This is a genomic window from Prosthecobacter sp. (assembly GCF_049294395.1).
Lineage (GTDB): Bacteria > Verrucomicrobiota > Verrucomicrobiia > Verrucomicrobiales > Verrucomicrobiaceae > Prosthecobacter.
Map to the genome: position 1 here is coordinate 13,667 of NZ_JBAQCR010000404.1, position 15,939 is coordinate 29,605.

Annotated in this window: 11 protein-coding genes; 2 read left to right on the plus strand and 9 right to left on the minus strand. The window is 60.8% G+C overall.

Annotated elements, in window-relative coordinates:
• Nucleotides 1–17 precede the first annotated feature (17 nt).
• The 3 genes from WAW39_RS27920 to WAW39_RS27930 form a co-directional block, all read right to left on the minus strand.
• Nucleotides 18–542: a hypothetical protein gene (locus WAW39_RS27920; protein WP_422322635.1), complete on the minus strand. Its 525-nt coding sequence runs from the start codon at nt 540–542 to the stop codon at nt 18–20.
• A 117-nt stretch (nt 543–659) separates the two neighbouring features.
• Complete coding sequence (locus tag WAW39_RS27925; RefSeq protein WP_422322637.1) at nt 660–1,226, minus strand: hypothetical protein; 567 nt, start codon at nt 1,224–1,226, stop codon at nt 660–662.
• Nucleotides 1,226–3,535, minus strand: coding sequence for a hypothetical protein (locus WAW39_RS27930; protein ID WP_422322639.1), 2,310 nt, complete (start codon nt 3,533–3,535; stop codon nt 1,226–1,228). Before WAW39_RS27930 ends, WAW39_RS27925 begins: the two co-directional genes overlap by 1 nt.
• Nucleotides 3,536–3,734: 199 nt before the next feature.
• Between WAW39_RS27930 and WAW39_RS27935 the strand changes: the two genes are divergently transcribed.
• Nucleotides 3,735–4,961 carry a tetratricopeptide repeat protein gene (locus tag WAW39_RS27935; protein WP_422322641.1) on the plus strand — a complete coding sequence of 409 codons (1,227 nt, stop codon included), beginning with the start codon at nt 3,735–3,737 and terminating at the stop codon, nt 4,959–4,961.
• Between the two features lie 6 nt (nt 4,962–4,967).
• On the opposite strand, the gene WAW39_RS27940 is transcribed toward WAW39_RS27935, so the two are convergent.
• Complete coding sequence (locus WAW39_RS27940) at nt 4,968–7,274, minus strand: hypothetical protein (protein ID WP_422322643.1); 2,307 nt, start codon at nt 7,272–7,274, stop codon at nt 4,968–4,970.
• A 144-nt stretch (nt 7,275–7,418) separates the two neighbouring features.
• Between WAW39_RS27940 and WAW39_RS27945 the strand changes: the two genes are divergently transcribed.
• The gene (locus WAW39_RS27945; protein ID WP_422322645.1) at nt 7,419–8,831 is read left to right on the plus strand and encodes a sulfatase; all 1,413 of its coding nucleotides are present in this window, start codon (nt 7,419–7,421) and stop codon (nt 8,829–8,831) included.
• A gap of 33 nt (nt 8,832–8,864) precedes the next feature.
• Here WAW39_RS27945 and WAW39_RS27950 read toward each other — a convergent pair whose 3' ends face one another.
• From WAW39_RS27950 to WAW39_RS27970, 5 genes are all read right to left on the minus strand, one after another.
• A complete protein-coding gene (locus tag WAW39_RS27950) occupies nt 8,865–10,730 on the minus strand; it encodes a hypothetical protein (RefSeq protein ID WP_422322647.1) in 1,866 nt (621 codons plus the stop codon).
• Nucleotides 10,731–10,820: 90 nt separating this feature from the next.
• Nucleotides 10,821–11,234, minus strand: coding sequence for a hypothetical protein (locus WAW39_RS27955; protein ID WP_422322649.1), 414 nt, complete (start codon nt 11,232–11,234; stop codon nt 10,821–10,823).
• A 137-nt stretch (nt 11,235–11,371) separates the two neighbouring features.
• Nucleotides 11,372–13,738: an ABC transporter permease gene (locus tag WAW39_RS27960; protein WP_422322651.1), complete on the minus strand. Its 2,367-nt coding sequence runs from the start codon at nt 13,736–13,738 to the stop codon at nt 11,372–11,374.
• 87 nt (nt 13,739–13,825) lie between these two features.
• Nucleotides 13,826–14,200, minus strand: a complete 375-nt coding sequence (locus WAW39_RS27965) for a nuclear transport factor 2 family protein (RefSeq protein WP_422322653.1) — start codon at nt 14,198–14,200, stop codon at nt 13,826–13,828.
• Nucleotides 14,201–14,952: 752 nt separating this feature from the next.
• Nucleotides 14,953–15,939: ABC transporter permease (locus WAW39_RS27970; RefSeq protein WP_422322655.1), on the minus strand; the 987-nt coding region annotated here is incomplete at its 5' end.

Below are 15,939 nucleotides of genomic sequence, written 5' to 3' on the forward strand. Positions count from 1 at the left end.
CAGGAAAAAACGCCATTTCAGTTGAGGTGGAGCAGGCGCTTCCACCAAGGCAGCGGCGCTGGCATGATGCCACCGGCGATCATTTTGCCGCCCTTGCCATTTCTGTCCCATTGCGCCTCCACTTGAGATGAACTCTCCGGCTCCACCTTGACTTTGCCAAGTCTCACACTGCCATCCGCCGATTGATGCAGATCGCGCACAATGGGATCTCTGGCGGGCGGAGTCGGCACAGAGCGGCAGGACGAAAGCATGGGAATGAACGCCGTCACAAGCGCCAGCCCGGCGCGCATCGGCAGGGTAAGCCTCTGCCACCAGAGCCACAGTCCCAGCTGCACGGGCCGCGACTCACTCTCATCATAGGCCACACAGATCCGTCCCTCTGCCTTGGCAAAGAGGCTGCGCTGCTCATGCGCCGTCATGGCAGACAGATTGTGTACATGCAGCTGGCAGTGCTCGCAATAGCGGCATTTGCCATCCCCCTGCATTTGATTCCATTCCTTCGGGCAAGGACTCTCAATGGCAGGAACAATGGATCGGCTCATGATGGGCGGAGTGAATGCCCTGCAGAATGCCAGTAAAGCGAGCGTGCTGTCGAGATCAAAAATGCGGAGCGCATTTCACCTCACCCTGGTGGCACCCTCAGCCAACCAGCTCCCGCATCACTGCTTCGCGCGCTTCAGGCAAGTCGGCTCAGACCAGCTCCAAAACTGCGGCTCCAGCAGCTTCTCATAGTTGGCGGCAGTGGAGTCGAGATGGCTGTGGGTGCCGTCCTTGTCGGGCTTGACGCTGCCTTTGAGCTGGCCGGATTTGATGGCTGCGGCTACGGCATCGTGATTGATTCCCCAAGTATAAAGCACACCATTTTCAGCAGTACGCATGAGAAACAGAGAGGCTGCACCAGGCTTTTTGGCATCCATCTCTTGGGCGACGGCAAAGCAGAGCTTGATCTTGGAGTCAGCGCTGGCGCGGCGAATGCGGAACTCGATGGGCTTGGCGTCCTTTTTACCAGGCTCGGTCAGCAGGAGGAGGCCTTGGTCCGCGTTGGTAACGGCGAACTGCACCGCGTCGTCATCACCCTCATCCACCGGCGTCCAGCGGCCATTCCAGTCCGCCTCTTTGAGCACAGCGGGCTTCAGTCCGAAGTCCTCGTTGACGGTGGTCTCCGGGCAGGCGGTGAGTACGCAGGCGAGCAGCGCTGCGGCAAGGCCACGAAACAATGTTTTCATCACGGTGGAGGTGCGGGTGGACTGCCCGCAGGGAGCTGGTCGCGCAGTTGGTTCGTAGCCCCTGACGGTAAAGTGAGTGAGACGCCGCTGCCGCGTGGCACACTGCTTTCCGGTGGTGCGGTGACTTCCAGCGGAGGCGTGGGCACAGGGACCGGAATCGCCTTGGGCACATTAGGCTCGACAGCAATAGCCTTTGGCGCAGGTGCAGACGCAGGCTTGGCAACCGCAGCAGCGCTGGCAGATTGGCCCGGGGCTGTGGCCTCCACCGGGGCTGGCGTGTGCTTTTTCTGCCAGAGCGCGGAGCCGGAAAGATGCGCGCACATGGCACCAATGACCATGGAGCCGCTGAGAAACACCGCAGCCTTCAGCCAGATGGGCACTTCCTCGCGCACGATGAGATGCGCTGGCAGTGTGGGTGGCGCGTTGGCGGCCGCGAGCGCCCAGTCAGGCGCTTCGGGAGGTGAGGGTTCGCCTCCATTGCGGAAGAGCAACTCGGCAAAGCCGATCGTGGGCTCGTCCCCGCCTCTGGCAGCACCACCCGAGGTGAGAGCAACCGGCGATGAACGGGAGGAATCAATTCCCAAGGGCGCGGAAACTTCACGTTTCACCGGCGCCTGTGCTTTGGAGACAGGAACTGTTTGGGGGCGTGACTTCAAGCCTGGGCTCACCGCAGGTTCCGTGCCCCCTGCGCGCACAGGTTCGCTGGGTTTGGCAAGGTCGTAGTGCTGGATGATGCGCGCATAGCGGGCCAGGAAGTCGCTGCGTTGCGCCGGCTTGGTCTCGGCCACCTTGGCGATCTCATCATCCAGCAGACGTGCCACGGTTTCGCGCTCACGCGCACCTCCTGTGGTTTCCACGTGAATACCGAGCGGGGGTTCAAAGCCGAGGAGGAATTTGCATAAGGCCGCGAGCCATCCGCCATGCCATGCAGTGGCAGTCGCTCCATCGCGCCCTGGTGGCAGGAGCACCGCAGGATCGGTGCCGCGTCCGGACATGGAAGCCAGCGTGGGATGCGCACGCACGATGATGTTAAAAGCGGGCCACTCATTGAGCTTGGAAACGAGCAGCTTCGTGCTGCGCGAATCTTCGCGGGCAAATCCAGTGAGCAGAAAAATATCCTCCAGCCGCAGCTTGTTGGTGGGCAGCGTGGATTTGTCCAGCTGCGTGAGTGCGGTGTCCAGCCCGGCCAGAACGAGATATGCCTCCTGCACTTCCAGACAGTGACGCTCCCGCATAAGTTCGGCAAGGCTGATTCCCTCGGCGATTTCTTCCGCGAGGCACGTGATGTCTTCCGACTCATTGACCAGCGCGAGGGTGATGAGGCTCGGATTGTCGCGCTGTTTGGTGATCTTGAAGGCAGCATCATCCGCCTCCTTCACCCGCGTATGCGAAATACGCGCAGGCGGCACCTGCTCGATGAGCACAGAGCGTCCCGTCTTAGTCAGCGTCCCGCGCATGCTGTAGGGATTGGCCATGTCCAGGCGCTGGCTCTGAATGCGCACCAGATTTACCAGCCCGCGTGCCACATCCTGATACCCGGCCAGCAGCGGGGCCAGCAGAGCGCGCGGTTTCTGCGCCGTGGGGATCTCCCCGGAAAGCTGCGCTGGCGCGAGCTTTTGCAAACTGGTGCGCAGCTCGCGCATGGCGGCGATGACACCCACCCCCGCGCTGGAAAGGCAGGCCCCCAGAAGTTCGGCAAAATCCGCCACCGCGAGGGCGTGGTCCGGCAGCGTGCCCCCCTGCTCCACGAGGAAGGTGCGCAGAAATTTGGCCTGCTTTTCAAAGCTGGTCTTCAAGGCTCGTTTTTTTCCGGAAGGGGTCTCGATCACATGATAATCCGCCGCCAGCACCTGCACGGCCTGCGGCGCGGTCTGCACAATGCGCAGTCCATCCAGCGGAGACTCGGAGAGAAACTCGCCTCGCTCACACAGCGCCACGGCAGTCTCCATCGCACGCGTGGCGATCATGATGGCGAGCCATCCGGGAATGTCCTGCAGCCGGGCGAGATAGGGCCGCAGGGCCTCGCCGTCCACATTGCTGGTGATGTAAAAAGGATTTCCCTCGTCTTCGCCAAACTCAATCATGCGCGCCAGCGCGGGGTGGCCGCGCTTCTGCAGCAGTTTGCAGGACTCCTCAAATGCAGCACGGTTTGCCAGGGGCTCCAGCAGCACGTGGCAGTGCACGTATTCCAGCCGTTCCAGGTCAAATGCCAGCACCGCCACCTGTTCGGAATTCCGAACGAGCTCGACGTTGTTGCCGTCGGCGTCTTGAACGATTTGATAATGTCTGAATAGACTCGGCTCCGACATGGGGGGCGCTGTGTAGGGGAAGGATGCTGGACTATCCTGCCATGCGACAGATGTTCAAGCCAGCGTTTACTCTGGAGAATGAATAACATACCCCGTGCCAATACTTGTCAGTTCGGACTGTTTCTGGCACATTTTTTGGCAATGCGCCGCTCATTCACCGCCCTGCTTGCAGGCCTGGCCCTCTTCTTCCACCCTGCCATTGTCGCGCAAACGCCCCCCTGCGAGCGAAGCTCCGGCCAAAATCCGTGTGTCCCTGCTGTCGGGTGTTCCCACCATCGATGCCGCCACGCAGGGCGACTTGGTGAAGTGGCTGTCCCAATTCCAAAACGTGGTTTACCAGATGCGCATCCGTGACTATCTGCAGATGGTCAATTGGGACGCCCTGATCGAGGCCACTTACTCCGGGGCATCGGAACAGCCATCCGATGCCAAGAAGCTCCAGCTGAAAAATGCCATGCTGCTGACCAGCGAACGCATGTTCCCCATCATGCGCCCGTTTTTTCTGTTCCTTGATGCCGAAATACGCCGCATCGATCTCACCGGCGACAAGGCCGTGATCATCGCAAGAACTCACGATGAGGACGGCGTCGAATTCAAGCTGCGCTGGTGGCTGTTGCGCCGCGGCGGACAATGGCAGCTGACAGACTTCGAAAACATCACAGTCAACACGCGCTTTTCCGCACTCTTGCTGATGGGCTTTCAGGCAGCCTCATCGCAGGAAGGAATGAGCAAGGAGCAGTCTGCGAAATTCATCCAGCTGGGCGTCGCTGTTCAGGATGGTGAAACCGACAAAGCCTATGCGCTCATCAAAGAGCTCGAAGCCTCCGGGCTGCCATCAGTGCTCTCCGAAGTATTCCTGGCGACCAAGCTGGGAGTACTTTCTCAGATGGATGACAAAAAGGAGGAACTGGAAACCTCATTGAACGATCTGGAAAAAATCGCCCCGACCAATCCCGTTCTCTACTTGATGCGTGCAGCCAGCAGTTACGACGCATCCGACTACCAAAACACCATTGTGTGGGCCAAAAAGATCGGCGCATCTGTGGGCCATGACGAGGACTCCTGGTCCATGCTGGTAGACTCCCACCGCGAACTCAAACAGGACAAGGAATACCTGGCCGCCGCCGAAGGCTGGGCTGCAGATTATCCCAACTCGGTCGCCGCTCTCTGGATCCTCTGGCAGGCCCTGCCAGAAGAGCAGCGCGACACCAGAGTCAAACCTCTGCTTGAGCAACTCACCCCTGCTGAAGAAAAACTGACAAGTTTTGCTGAGTACGCATCCGATGAAGATGCTGTAGGAGCTTTAAAACTCGTATTCGACGTCATGAAGGCACGCAAGGTGCCAAAGGAAACTTTGAAGGATTACCAATCGGCACTTCAAGACGCCTTGGAGCTCCAGAAAAGTGCTTCGAAGGACAAGAAGTAAGCATGCTCACGACGGCGGCTTCCATGCCGCGATGGCGTCTGGAGATCGTGATTTCATCCCGAGACGCTGTGTGGTGAACTCATCAGGCAGGAGGATTTCGGTGTTCGAACCGTAATTGAGCGAGCCCAGAAAGTGAGTCTCCGTGCGTTCCGCAGATTCCGCCAGCCAGGAAAAGGCGCGATGGTAGTGACTTAGAAAGGCTTCCACATAGGGGGCGATGGATTCGGAGGCCCGCGAAGCCATTTGCTCGCCGATGCCGCGCATGCTGGCGGCATCCGTCAGAGTCATCGAAACCCCCGGCATCTCAGGCAGCGGCCCAGGCATGAGATGCTGGTTCAGGGTGACTGTTTTTCCATTGTCCGTGAAGGGAAACGGCGCACCGTCCATGGTGGCGGAGATCTGCCGCAGGAGATTGAGCATCTTCGGCACCACGGACTGCAGCGCGGTGAGGAAGGCGCTGGGATCATCCACGGTGGCAAACTTCGCATTCAGAGTCTGGAAGGCAAAAAAGGTGGTGAGCAGCTCACGAAAGGACGGCAGCGCCCCGCTCATCGCCTCATAGATCGTCACCCAGGCAGGGAGGTCACGGCGCCGCACGCGCAGCCATTCACTGAGGTCTGCGGGATCACTCCACCAGAGCATGCCGAGTGCGGCGGCAAAGCGGCGCTCCAGCACTCTCTCGCGCTCCTGCAGCGGGCCCTCCATGTGCTCCATGACCATGCGCTGGCAGTAGGCCTCGTCGCGCAGGGACCCGGGGGTGGAGTCACGCGTGCCAAACTGCATGCGCGAGACGGTGAAGCCCGCGATGCTGAGCGTGGCCGCAGCTTCGAGATCTCGCCGGCGCTGCCACGCATGGTTCCACTCCTGCAATGCCACTTTGAACTGTGGCCCCCAGGCAATGATTTCTTCGCGCACCTGCAGGATCTCGCGCTGCAATTCCGGCAATGCGGTGGAACTCGTGGGCGTGCTGCCCAGACCGCACATCGCCCGCTCCGGATGCGCCAGCCCGCCAAAATAACGACGGATGACGAGCAGCGCCTCTTCCTCGCCCCTGTTTTCATGAATGGCCTCCTCGTCCCCCACCATGCGGTGCTCATGCAGGTTCAAGCCCAGCCCGTGCTGGTAGTAGAAACAGCTGACCTGCCGCGAGAGATCAACGAACTGCCTCAGCAACGAGGCAGCCGGCTGCGAGTGAGATAAATGGGCGACAATGGCCGCGCCCTTGACGACTTCACCTGATCCCTTCATGAATTCGCCAGCAGGTTTCGGTTCGCCGCCCGCAGCCGCCTCCGCTTCCGCACGAGCAGAGGCGCGCTCCTTGGCTTCATTGGCCACGTGACGCGCCATAAGCAATGAAAGATTCTCCGGCAGCCGATGCTGGGTGATGCCTTCCTGGATCTCCTGCTGCGCTGTCTCCCACGCTCCGCTGAGCAGCGCGAACTTGTGCTGCATGCGCCGGCATATGTCCTTGCCGATGACATTGGCCCCGCAGCGTTCCGCCGATCGTCTGACAAGCCATAGCGTGGGCGCGCTGACCACCCGGGAGACAATCGCAAAAACCATGAACGGCACTTTGGCCGCCCACATCCATCCGCGCATGAGCCTGCGGCCCAGATGGTGCCACTCGGCCTCGCGCTGCGGCTTCAGGTGCGCGTAGATTTCCCACGGATCACGCTCCAGCGCGGCACGGAAAAACCAGGCGTTCATCTCCCGCACAACATGTACAAAAGGGGTGCCGATTCCGCCGGCATTGCAGCTAAGTTCCTGCGCCAGCAGCCCGCCAAGCTCACGCGAGGTGATGACGGACACCACCGGCAGGCCCAGATGCAGCACCGTCTGCCCGCTGAGCATGCCGCTCAAACCACCCAGCATGGCGCTGCGCACCCGGATGGTGGAGTCCAGCCAAACCTGCACCGGCGGCGGCGCACGGAGGTGCCAGCAAAGCAGGTGGATGATCTCAAAGAGCTGCGGCTGCGTCGCCGGACTGACCTGTACCGCCACCTGCGCCCTCTTGGGCTTAGGCAGCAAGGGCCGGACCATGAACCCCCAGGTGACCCCCATGAAGAGGAACTTGAACAGCACCGGAACCATGCGCCACTGCAGCAGATCACTCCACGCCTTGTGCCCGGTCATCAGCCACGCCTCCCTGCCCATCCATACCAGCAAACCCACCACCAGTGAAAGATAGCAGAGCAGCAAAGCCAGCGTGCATGCGGCGGAGAAAACCAGAAGCCCAAAATGCAACGGCCCCCGCCACGGTGCGATGCGCACTGGCTTGTCGGGTAATTGCTGGGAAACTGGGGGGGCGGGCATGAAAAATCCGAAGTACCTGAAAACGGCACAGACGAGCATAATAAACCCCGTTTAATATGGTAATTCTAGTTAATTATTGGTGTTTAGGGGTGCTTTAGAGTTACTCTAAAGACAGGTTCACGATTTTTGGGCCGTTTTGCTGCCATGAGGCCCCTCCTTTCTCTCGCCCTTGGGCTTGTCTGCCTGGCGTCTGCCGCCGCCGCGCCACGCCCTCCCAATCTCGTCTTCATCCTGACGGACAACCAGGGTGCTTGGACGCTGGGCTGCTACGGCAACCCAGACATCCGCACGCCGAACATTGACCAGCTCGCAGCGGAGGGCGTCCGCTTCACCCATGCACTGAGCAGCAACCCCGTGTGTTCACCCACGCGGGCGACGTTTCTGACGGGTCTGATCCCCTCCCAGCACGGCCTGCATTCCTTTCTCGATCCCAAGTTCATGATGGGCCCGGAGGCCTACAATACGCTTCAAGAATTCACCTCCTTGGGCGAGGTGCTGCGGGATGCAGGCTACACCTGTGGGCTGAGCGGCAAATGGCACCTCGGCGCAAACATGACTCCGAGCGAGGGCTTCACCATCTGGACCACCAAACCCGATGGCAGCACCATGGAGTTCTACGACCAAAAGGTCATCGAAAACGGCCAGCTCCGCGTGGAACCCGGCTACACCACGGACTTCTGGACACGCAGGGGCGTGGAGTTCATCACCGCAAACAAGGACCGGCCCTTCTTCCTCTACCTCGCCTACAACGGCCCCTACTCACTAGGCAAGCTCATGCTCAATGAGTCCAAAAACCGCCATGCCGCCTACTACGCTGACAAGCCGCTGCACTCCTTCCCCCGCGATGCCATGCACCCCTGGCAGCATGACAACAAAGCCTTTCACAACACCGATGCCTCCCGCCGCCGCATGGCCAGCGAGGTCAGCGGTGTGGATGATGGCGTGGGCGAGATCATGGCCGCGCTGAAGGCGAATGGCTTGGAGGAAAACACCCTTGTCGTCTATTCCAGCGATCAGGGCTGGATGGGCGGCCAAAACGGCATGTGGGGCATGGGCGATCACTTCCGCCCCATCGGCGCACACGAGCTCATGATGCAGATCCCTCTCATCTTTCGTCAGCCCGGCACCATTCCGCCCGCACAGACCTGCGATGCCCTCGTGAGCAATTACGACTTCATGCCCAGCCTGCTCTCCCATCTAGGTCTGGGTGACAAGATGCCGCAGAAGCCAAAATCCCCAGGCCGCGACTTCTCCCCTGCCCTGCGCGGCCAGCCCCTCACGAACTGGGACAACACTGTCTTCTACGAAATGGAAACCACCCGCGCCATCCGCACCGCCCGCTGGAAATACGTCGCCCGATTTCCCTCCGGCCCCTACGAACTCTACGACATGCAGACCGACCCGCAGGAACGCTTCAACCAATACGGCCAGCCCGGCACGGAAGAGATCAAAGCCGATCTGGCCCAGCAGCTCGATGCTTTCTTCAATCGCTATGCCGACCCAAAGTATGACATCTGGAAAGGCGGCGGCTCGAAGACGAAGCGGCACGTGCCGTGAGGCGAAATGCCCCGCTGGAGCGCATGACTGCGCTCACTTGCCCTCAAACCTCTTCCGCAATTCATTGAAATACCGCCGCACCTGCTCGCGGCGTGCGGGTGGCAGGGCCGCTTCATCCAGAGCAGCTTCTTCGGCTTGAATCGCATCAAGCGCAGTCTGCGTGGATGTGCGGGTGGACTGTTCATTGCGCGCACCACCTTCGACGCTACGCACGGTGCTCTGGCCCTCGCTGTTCTGCTGAGCGCGCACCACGCTTTGTTTGTCGGTCGTTTGTTTGGCGGTGGGCGTGTTGTTGAGATCGGCTTTGCCTTTGCCGGGCGGCAGCCCATTGCCGGGCATGCTCAGCATGGGGCTGTTGGGATCAGGTGGCGGGCCGTCCCCGGTGATGATGATCGTTGGGGGCTTGTCATCCGGCTTGCCCCCGCCAGGAATGGGGGCCAGCAGCATTGGCTGGCCATCGCTGGGCTGCCCCTGCTTACCAGCCTGTCCCGGCTGCCCCTGGCCCATGCTCATCATGGGCTGCTGTTGCTGGCCCTGCCCCTGTCCATCCTGAGGCTGCTGCATTTGATTTTGCTGCCCACCTTGTCCCATGCCCGGTGGATTGAGCATCTGCTGTCCACTTTGTGCCTGCCCTGTCTGCGGTGCACTCTGCTGTCCCTGCTGCTGGGAGGACTCCCCCTGCCCCGCCTGGCTCATCTGCTGCATCGCCCCATTGCTGCTGTCCTGTTGTCCGGCGATGTTGCTGCCAGAATCACGCAGCTGCTGGGCCAGCTGCTGCAACTCTTTGCGCGACTGCTCACGCAGCGCGAGTTCGCGCAGCTTGTCGGCAAGCTTTTGAAATTCTTCGCCTGCACCTGCCACTTTGCCCTGCTGCATCTGATCTCCCGCCGCTAGGACGTTCTGGCCCACGGCACGTTTGCGATCTTCTTGATCCGACTGCTGCTGCGCATCCTTGAGCGTTACACTCATTCGCTCTTTCGCCTCAGCACCGAGCTGGGGTGATTTAAGCTGGCTCGCGAGCGCCTCGGCGGCCTGCGACGCGGCTTGGGCATTCTTTGCGGCCACGGCATCGCCGAGGTCCGCTGTATCAGCATGCTGGCGCAGGGCATCGATGAGTTTTTCGGAAGCCCAGGGTTCCTTGCCGTTGCCGAGTTCATCCGCCAGCTTCTCCGCCTCACGCGCACGCTTTTCCAACTCGGCCAGCACGTCACGGGCATCCTTGCCTCCTGCCTGGGCGAGATCTGCGGCGGTTTTCTGCAGCTTCTGCTTCAAGTCCTCCACCTGCTTGGATTCTTCCTCCTTGAGCCCCGCCAGCTTTTTCTTTTCCCAGTCGGTCTGTGCCAGCTTCTTCGCCTCTTCGGCGGCCTTGCGCGTCATGTCCTGATCCATCACCACCACCTCAGATGGCGGGGCCGTGATGATGCTGATGAAGCTGCCGAGAATGGCAATGAGCAGCGGCAAGGCAAGCCAGCGGTCCGGCCGCAAGGGTAGGTCTCGTTTCAACGATGCGGGCCATGCCTGCGCCAAAACTTCACGCTGCGCGTCGATGTGTGCACGTGCCTTCTCACCTTCCTCGGCGTGCTTCTCAAACCACCAGGCGGAGGCGAAGGCCTCCCGCCGTCCTGCCGCCTGGTCCCACAAGGCCAGTGCGCTGAACTCACCTGGGCGCTGCCACCACACATAGCCAAGACAGCCCATCAGCCATACGACCAGCCCCAGCCACGGTGAAAACACCGCACTCGAACCGCGCAACGCAGCCAGCATCAGGAGCACCAGCACTAGCGACGCCGGAATCAGCGTCATGCGCAGCACCGCCAGCCAGCGCCGCAGCGCCACCCACACCTGGACACGCTGTGCCACGAGGGCAAAAGCCGGGTTATGGTTAGCAGTCTGGCTCATGCCTAGCATTACACCTCAAAACGCAGAGGAGGCCAAGTCTTTTGACAGCATCCGATTGAATTCCGCAACGGTTGGAGCAACGCCGATCAATCAGGAATCGATTTCTGCATCCTCCGCGCTCAGGTGATCGACGAGTGAAAGGCCCCATGACATGAAGACACGTTCCAGCAGCGGCTGTTGTTCTGCGGTGAGCAGCGCGTTGAGGTTCAGCAGGCGCTCTGCGGTGGTGACTTTGGCTTCATAACTCTCGATCCCGGATACATTGTTCCGCAGCAGAGGATCTCCGGCTTTGATCAGCGGATGTGCAGCCACGGCGATGCCGGATTCCGCCAACTGGCGTGCCCGCATCATGCTGGTGCGGGCCTGCTGCATTTCGCCATGCTCCCGTGACATGGCTGCTGTGGTGATGATCAGAAAGGAAAGCACAGCGAGCAGACACAGCACCGCGAGCAGCACCGAACCGGAAGCCTCGGCTTGCCTTTGAAATTGACCGGCACTTTTCAAGAGCCTGAATGGGCATGCATAGCGTGAGATGCTCAAGTTACGGAATCTTCACATTCAAACGATGGCCGTGGTGTCCGGCAACCTGGCTGCGATCCATGTCCGCCCGAGGATCGGCAGCGGTTTCGTTACATTTACACTCAATCCCTCACCTTCAGGACGCCGACCATGTCCAGCTTGCGCAGCATGCGGCTGACAACGATGAAAGAGGCGCTGGAGGCCGCTGCGACCACGAGGACGGCCATGGTGTAGGTGTTCAGGCTGATGACCAGAGGCATGCGGATGGTTTCAGTGCTTACTTTGGCAATGATGAAGGTGGCCAGGCCTTTGCCAAACAGGAGGCCCACGGGGATGGCGGTGGAGATGAGCAGCAGCAGTTCGCCCAGCAGCACACCAGCGACTTCGCGCTGGGTGAAGCCGATGACGCGCAGGGTGGCCAGATCACGGCTGCGTTCGGAGAGCGCGATGCGGGCGCTGTTGTAGACCACGCCAAAAGCCACCACGATGGCGAGCACGAGGTAGAGCTTGCGCAGGATGCCGATGCTCTGCCCGGTGGTGCTGCGAAAGGAATCGAGCTGGTCCTGTTTCACCAAGGTGATGGCGATTCGCGGCGTGTCTTTCACGGCGCGCATGAAGTCACTCCAGCGAGCCTGGTCCACGGTCATGTAGGCTCCGCTCACGGTATCCCCTTCACGCATGAGGCGATGAAGCGCCTGGATGTCCATGAAGGCGGAGATGCCGGCGAAGTCCTGCATGAAACCACGGATAGGGACGCCCACCGTTTCGCGCCGGCCTTCGAGCGCTTCCACCTGAACGACATCGCCAATGCGTGCGCCGAGGATTTTGCCCAGCTGTGCGGACATCACGATGCCTTCCTCCGGCAGTACGATGAGCCGCCGTTCCGCATCCAGCAGGCGATTCAGGTCTGCATCACGCGGCAGTCCGGTCACAGCGATCTTGCGTGAATGGTGGCCGTAGTGGATGCGCGCCTGCACGGCACGCACGGGCTCGGCGCGCTGCACGCCCGGCAGTTGCTCCAGATTGTGCAGCGAATCGGCCGATCCAGGCTCGGCGAAAAAGGCGACCACATCCTGCCGCTGTACGTCGTTCCATTGATAGGTGAGCATGTAGTCAATGCTGTCCGCCATGGAGCCGGGCAGCACCATCAGCCCCGTGGCCAGGGCGAGACCGAAAACCGTGAACAGAGCCTGCACCGGGCGACGCTCGATGTTTCTTAAGGCCATGCGCAGCGCAGGACTGCTGCCACGGGTGAGCCCCATGCGCTCGAGCGCCGAAGGCTTGAAGTCCGCCGGTGGCTCTGGCCGCATGGCCTCGGCAGGCGGCAGCTTGACCGCCATCCAGACGACACTAATGACGCCAAGAAACGAGGCGGCTGTGCTGACGACCAGTGCAATGACCAGCGCACTGTAATCCATGCGAAAGTTCAATGAGGGGAAGCGGAAAAAGATGTCGTAGATTCTTATCAGAGCGCCCCCCATCCAGCGTCCCACCACGCTTCCAATCAGGGTGCCCAGCACGACAATGACGAGGGCATAGTTCAGGTAGTGCCGACCCACCTGCCAGGAGGAATAGCCCAGTGCCTTGAGCTGCGCGATCTGCTCCCGCTGCAAGCGCACCAGCCGTGCGAGCACCGCATTGACCATAAACGCCGCCACGCTGAGAAAGACCAGGGGGTAGGCCACAGAGAGAGCACGCACCACGCGCAGTTCGTCATCCAGCCGTTGCGCGCTGTTGTGCTCACGCCGCGTGTAGGCCCCCTGCGCGCCGTAGTCCAGCAGAAGGCGGTCGATTTCCGCCATCACCGGCCCGGCCTGGGCACCTGGGGAAAGATCAATGCAGAGATCGTTGAACGCGCCGTCAAGATCGTAAGGCACGGCGATGGCCTCATAATTCATCCAGAAGACGCCATAGCGTTTGTTGTCAGGCAGAGTCTGCCCGGGCCGGGCCTCAAAGACAAATTCAGGCGACAGGCCGATGCCGCAAATGATGATGATGTCGCGGTGGCCGTTGATGATAGCCACGAGGCTGTCGCCAATCTGCAGCTTGTTCGCCAGTGCGAAGGATTCACTCACCACCGCCTGCCGCCGTTCATCGGGCTGCGGCAGCCGGCCCTGCCGGATGAAGGTCTTGTTGAGTATCTGCGGCCGTCCTTCCGGAAGTGACACCAGATGCGCCGATGCAGGCTCGGTCATGCCCACGAGATCGAGCGTGGCATCGACCACGACGCGCGCCTCCACCGCAGCCACGCCGGGGATTTCTGCCACGCGCTCGGCCAGCGAAAGCGGCGCCCGTTTCAGGGAGGCAAAGACATCCGCAAGGCGATAGCGCTGGTAGTAGGCATCCCGCGTGCCTTCCAAAGTGAGCACGATGCTGCGCGTCATGATCATCATCGCCAGTCCGCAGGCCATGACGAGGCTGACCGCAACGATCTGCCCCTTCATGCGACCGAGGTCGCGGAAGAGTTTCAGATCGAGAGGCGTGAGCATGCGGCAGTATGAATACGTTCATGCGCGTGCTTTGCAAAAATAGATGCGATTATGCAGCGCATGAACGGGACCAAGCATGGCTTCACCTCAGCCCGGCGCGTAGTGCGCTGCCGCGCGGCATACCAGGCCGCGCTCATCAAACCAGAAAAACTCGGCGGCGGTGAGGTTCTGCACGGACTGGTAAAGGAGGCACAGGGAGTGCGCGCCTGCGAGCACGTGGAGCAGCTCAAAGCGCAGGTCCGGGTAGTGTGTCAGCGCCTGGCTCCAGTAGCCCGCCACGGCGGTCTTTCCCACCAGGTGGTTCGGGATCTGTGTGGCCCCCTCTCCCAACACGCGGGAGATGAAGGGCGACTCAAACTCCAGGTCATCCGCGTAATGCGAAAGGATGCGGGGCAGGTCATGGGCATTCCATGCGGCAATCCATTCCTGGGCGAAAGCATGCGGATCGGGGGGCTGTGACATGGCAGACGATGACTCAGCCGCTGGAAAATGACAACGGGCAGGTGTCGTGATCCGATGAGAAAACACACGCAAAAAATATTGAATGTCTGGTATGAATGGCACTCAGTTAAGGGTGTTGATCGTGAATTTTGAGCTGGCGACGCGCAGTCCGCGCGGCGGAGCTTATGGCAGACGCTGCTGGTTGCCGTATTGTGTGGCGAAGACGCTGGATTTGCTTTCCTGTCGTGTGGTGCCATACCCAGAGTCGCCTCGCTCAGGCTCGGCTGACACTGGGCTGTAATCCGCAGCCCCTTTGGGGCTGGTGTGGGCAAGGTGGCGAAAAGATGAAAGAGCAAGTCTTCCCTGCAAGAACGCGCAGAGTGTCCAGCATCCCGGACCGACGACAACTCGCCTTAACTGAGTGCCATTCATGCCTGGTATTATTTTGGACAGCGGCTGAGGCCGGAAAACGTTCTTCACTACGCGAAAGCGGTGGCTTCGATGCAGGCTTGCGCCGTGCATCTGCGCGACAGCAGTCCAAAAACTGTCGCGTGGCCTTGTGTAGCGAATCGAAAACCCACGATGCATGCGCTTAACTGAGTGCCGTTCCAGCCGGACATCAGATCCAAAGTTCAAGAGGTGACTGAGTGACGTGGCTTGGGGATGTTCGTCCGGAACCGCCTAAAGGCGGGACTACAATACGTGCGCTGGGTTTGCGATGTCGTGGAGCAACGGGGAAGAGATTGTGTGCGGCTGATAGGGAGGGGCTTTGTTCAGTCGCGTGCTTTGAGAACGCTTACGAGATCGAGCTTGTTGAGCATGAAGCCGACCATGGCGAAGGAGGTGCCTGAGGCTGCGAGGACGACGAGCACGGATTTGGCATAGGTGATGGTGCTGATGTACTGCGGCAGACGCACGGTTTCATTGCTCACGGCACTGATCACGTAGGAGGCCAGGACGCTGCCAAACACGAGGCCCAGCGGGAGCGCCACGAGCACGAGCAGGGTCAGCTCACCCAGCAGCACGCCGGCCACTTCGCGTTTCGTCAGGCCGACCACCCGCAGGGTGGCGAGGTCACGCCCGCGCTCGGAGAGGGCGATGCGCGCGCTGTTGTACACCACCCCGAAGGCGACGATGACCGCCATCCACAGAAACAACTGGCGCAGGGTGCCGATGCTCTGACCTGTGGAGGCACGAAACGCGGCCAGCTCATTTTTCTTCACACTGGCGAATTCGATCTTCGGCTGTTTTTTGACCTCGCGCATGAAGTCGTCCCAGCGATTGGTGTCCACGGTGAGGAAGGCTCCTGTCATGGTGTCGCTCTCCCGCAGCAGCTGGCGCACCGCATCGATGTCCATGTACGCGGCCATGCCATAGAAGTCCGCCATGAAGCCGCGCACGGTGACCTCCCGGTGTTCGCAGCGTCCTTCCAGCACCTGGACATGCAGACGGTCCCCGATCTTGACCCCGAGGACCTCCGCCAGTTTCTGCGAAACGACCAGCCCCTCACCCGGCAGCACGAGGGGCCGTCCCTGCGCGTCCCGTGGATTGATGAGCTTGTGCCCCTTGGCGAAGCCGAGGATGAACAGCCGGCGCTCGTGGTGCGCATTGCTCACAGTGGCCACAAAGCCGCGCAGCGGCTCCACCCGAATGGCCCCAGGCAGATGCTCCAGATCATGCATTGTATTGCGGGAGACGGGATCCCGCATGTGGATCACCACGTTCTGCCGGAACTGGTCATTCCACTGATAGGTGAGCAG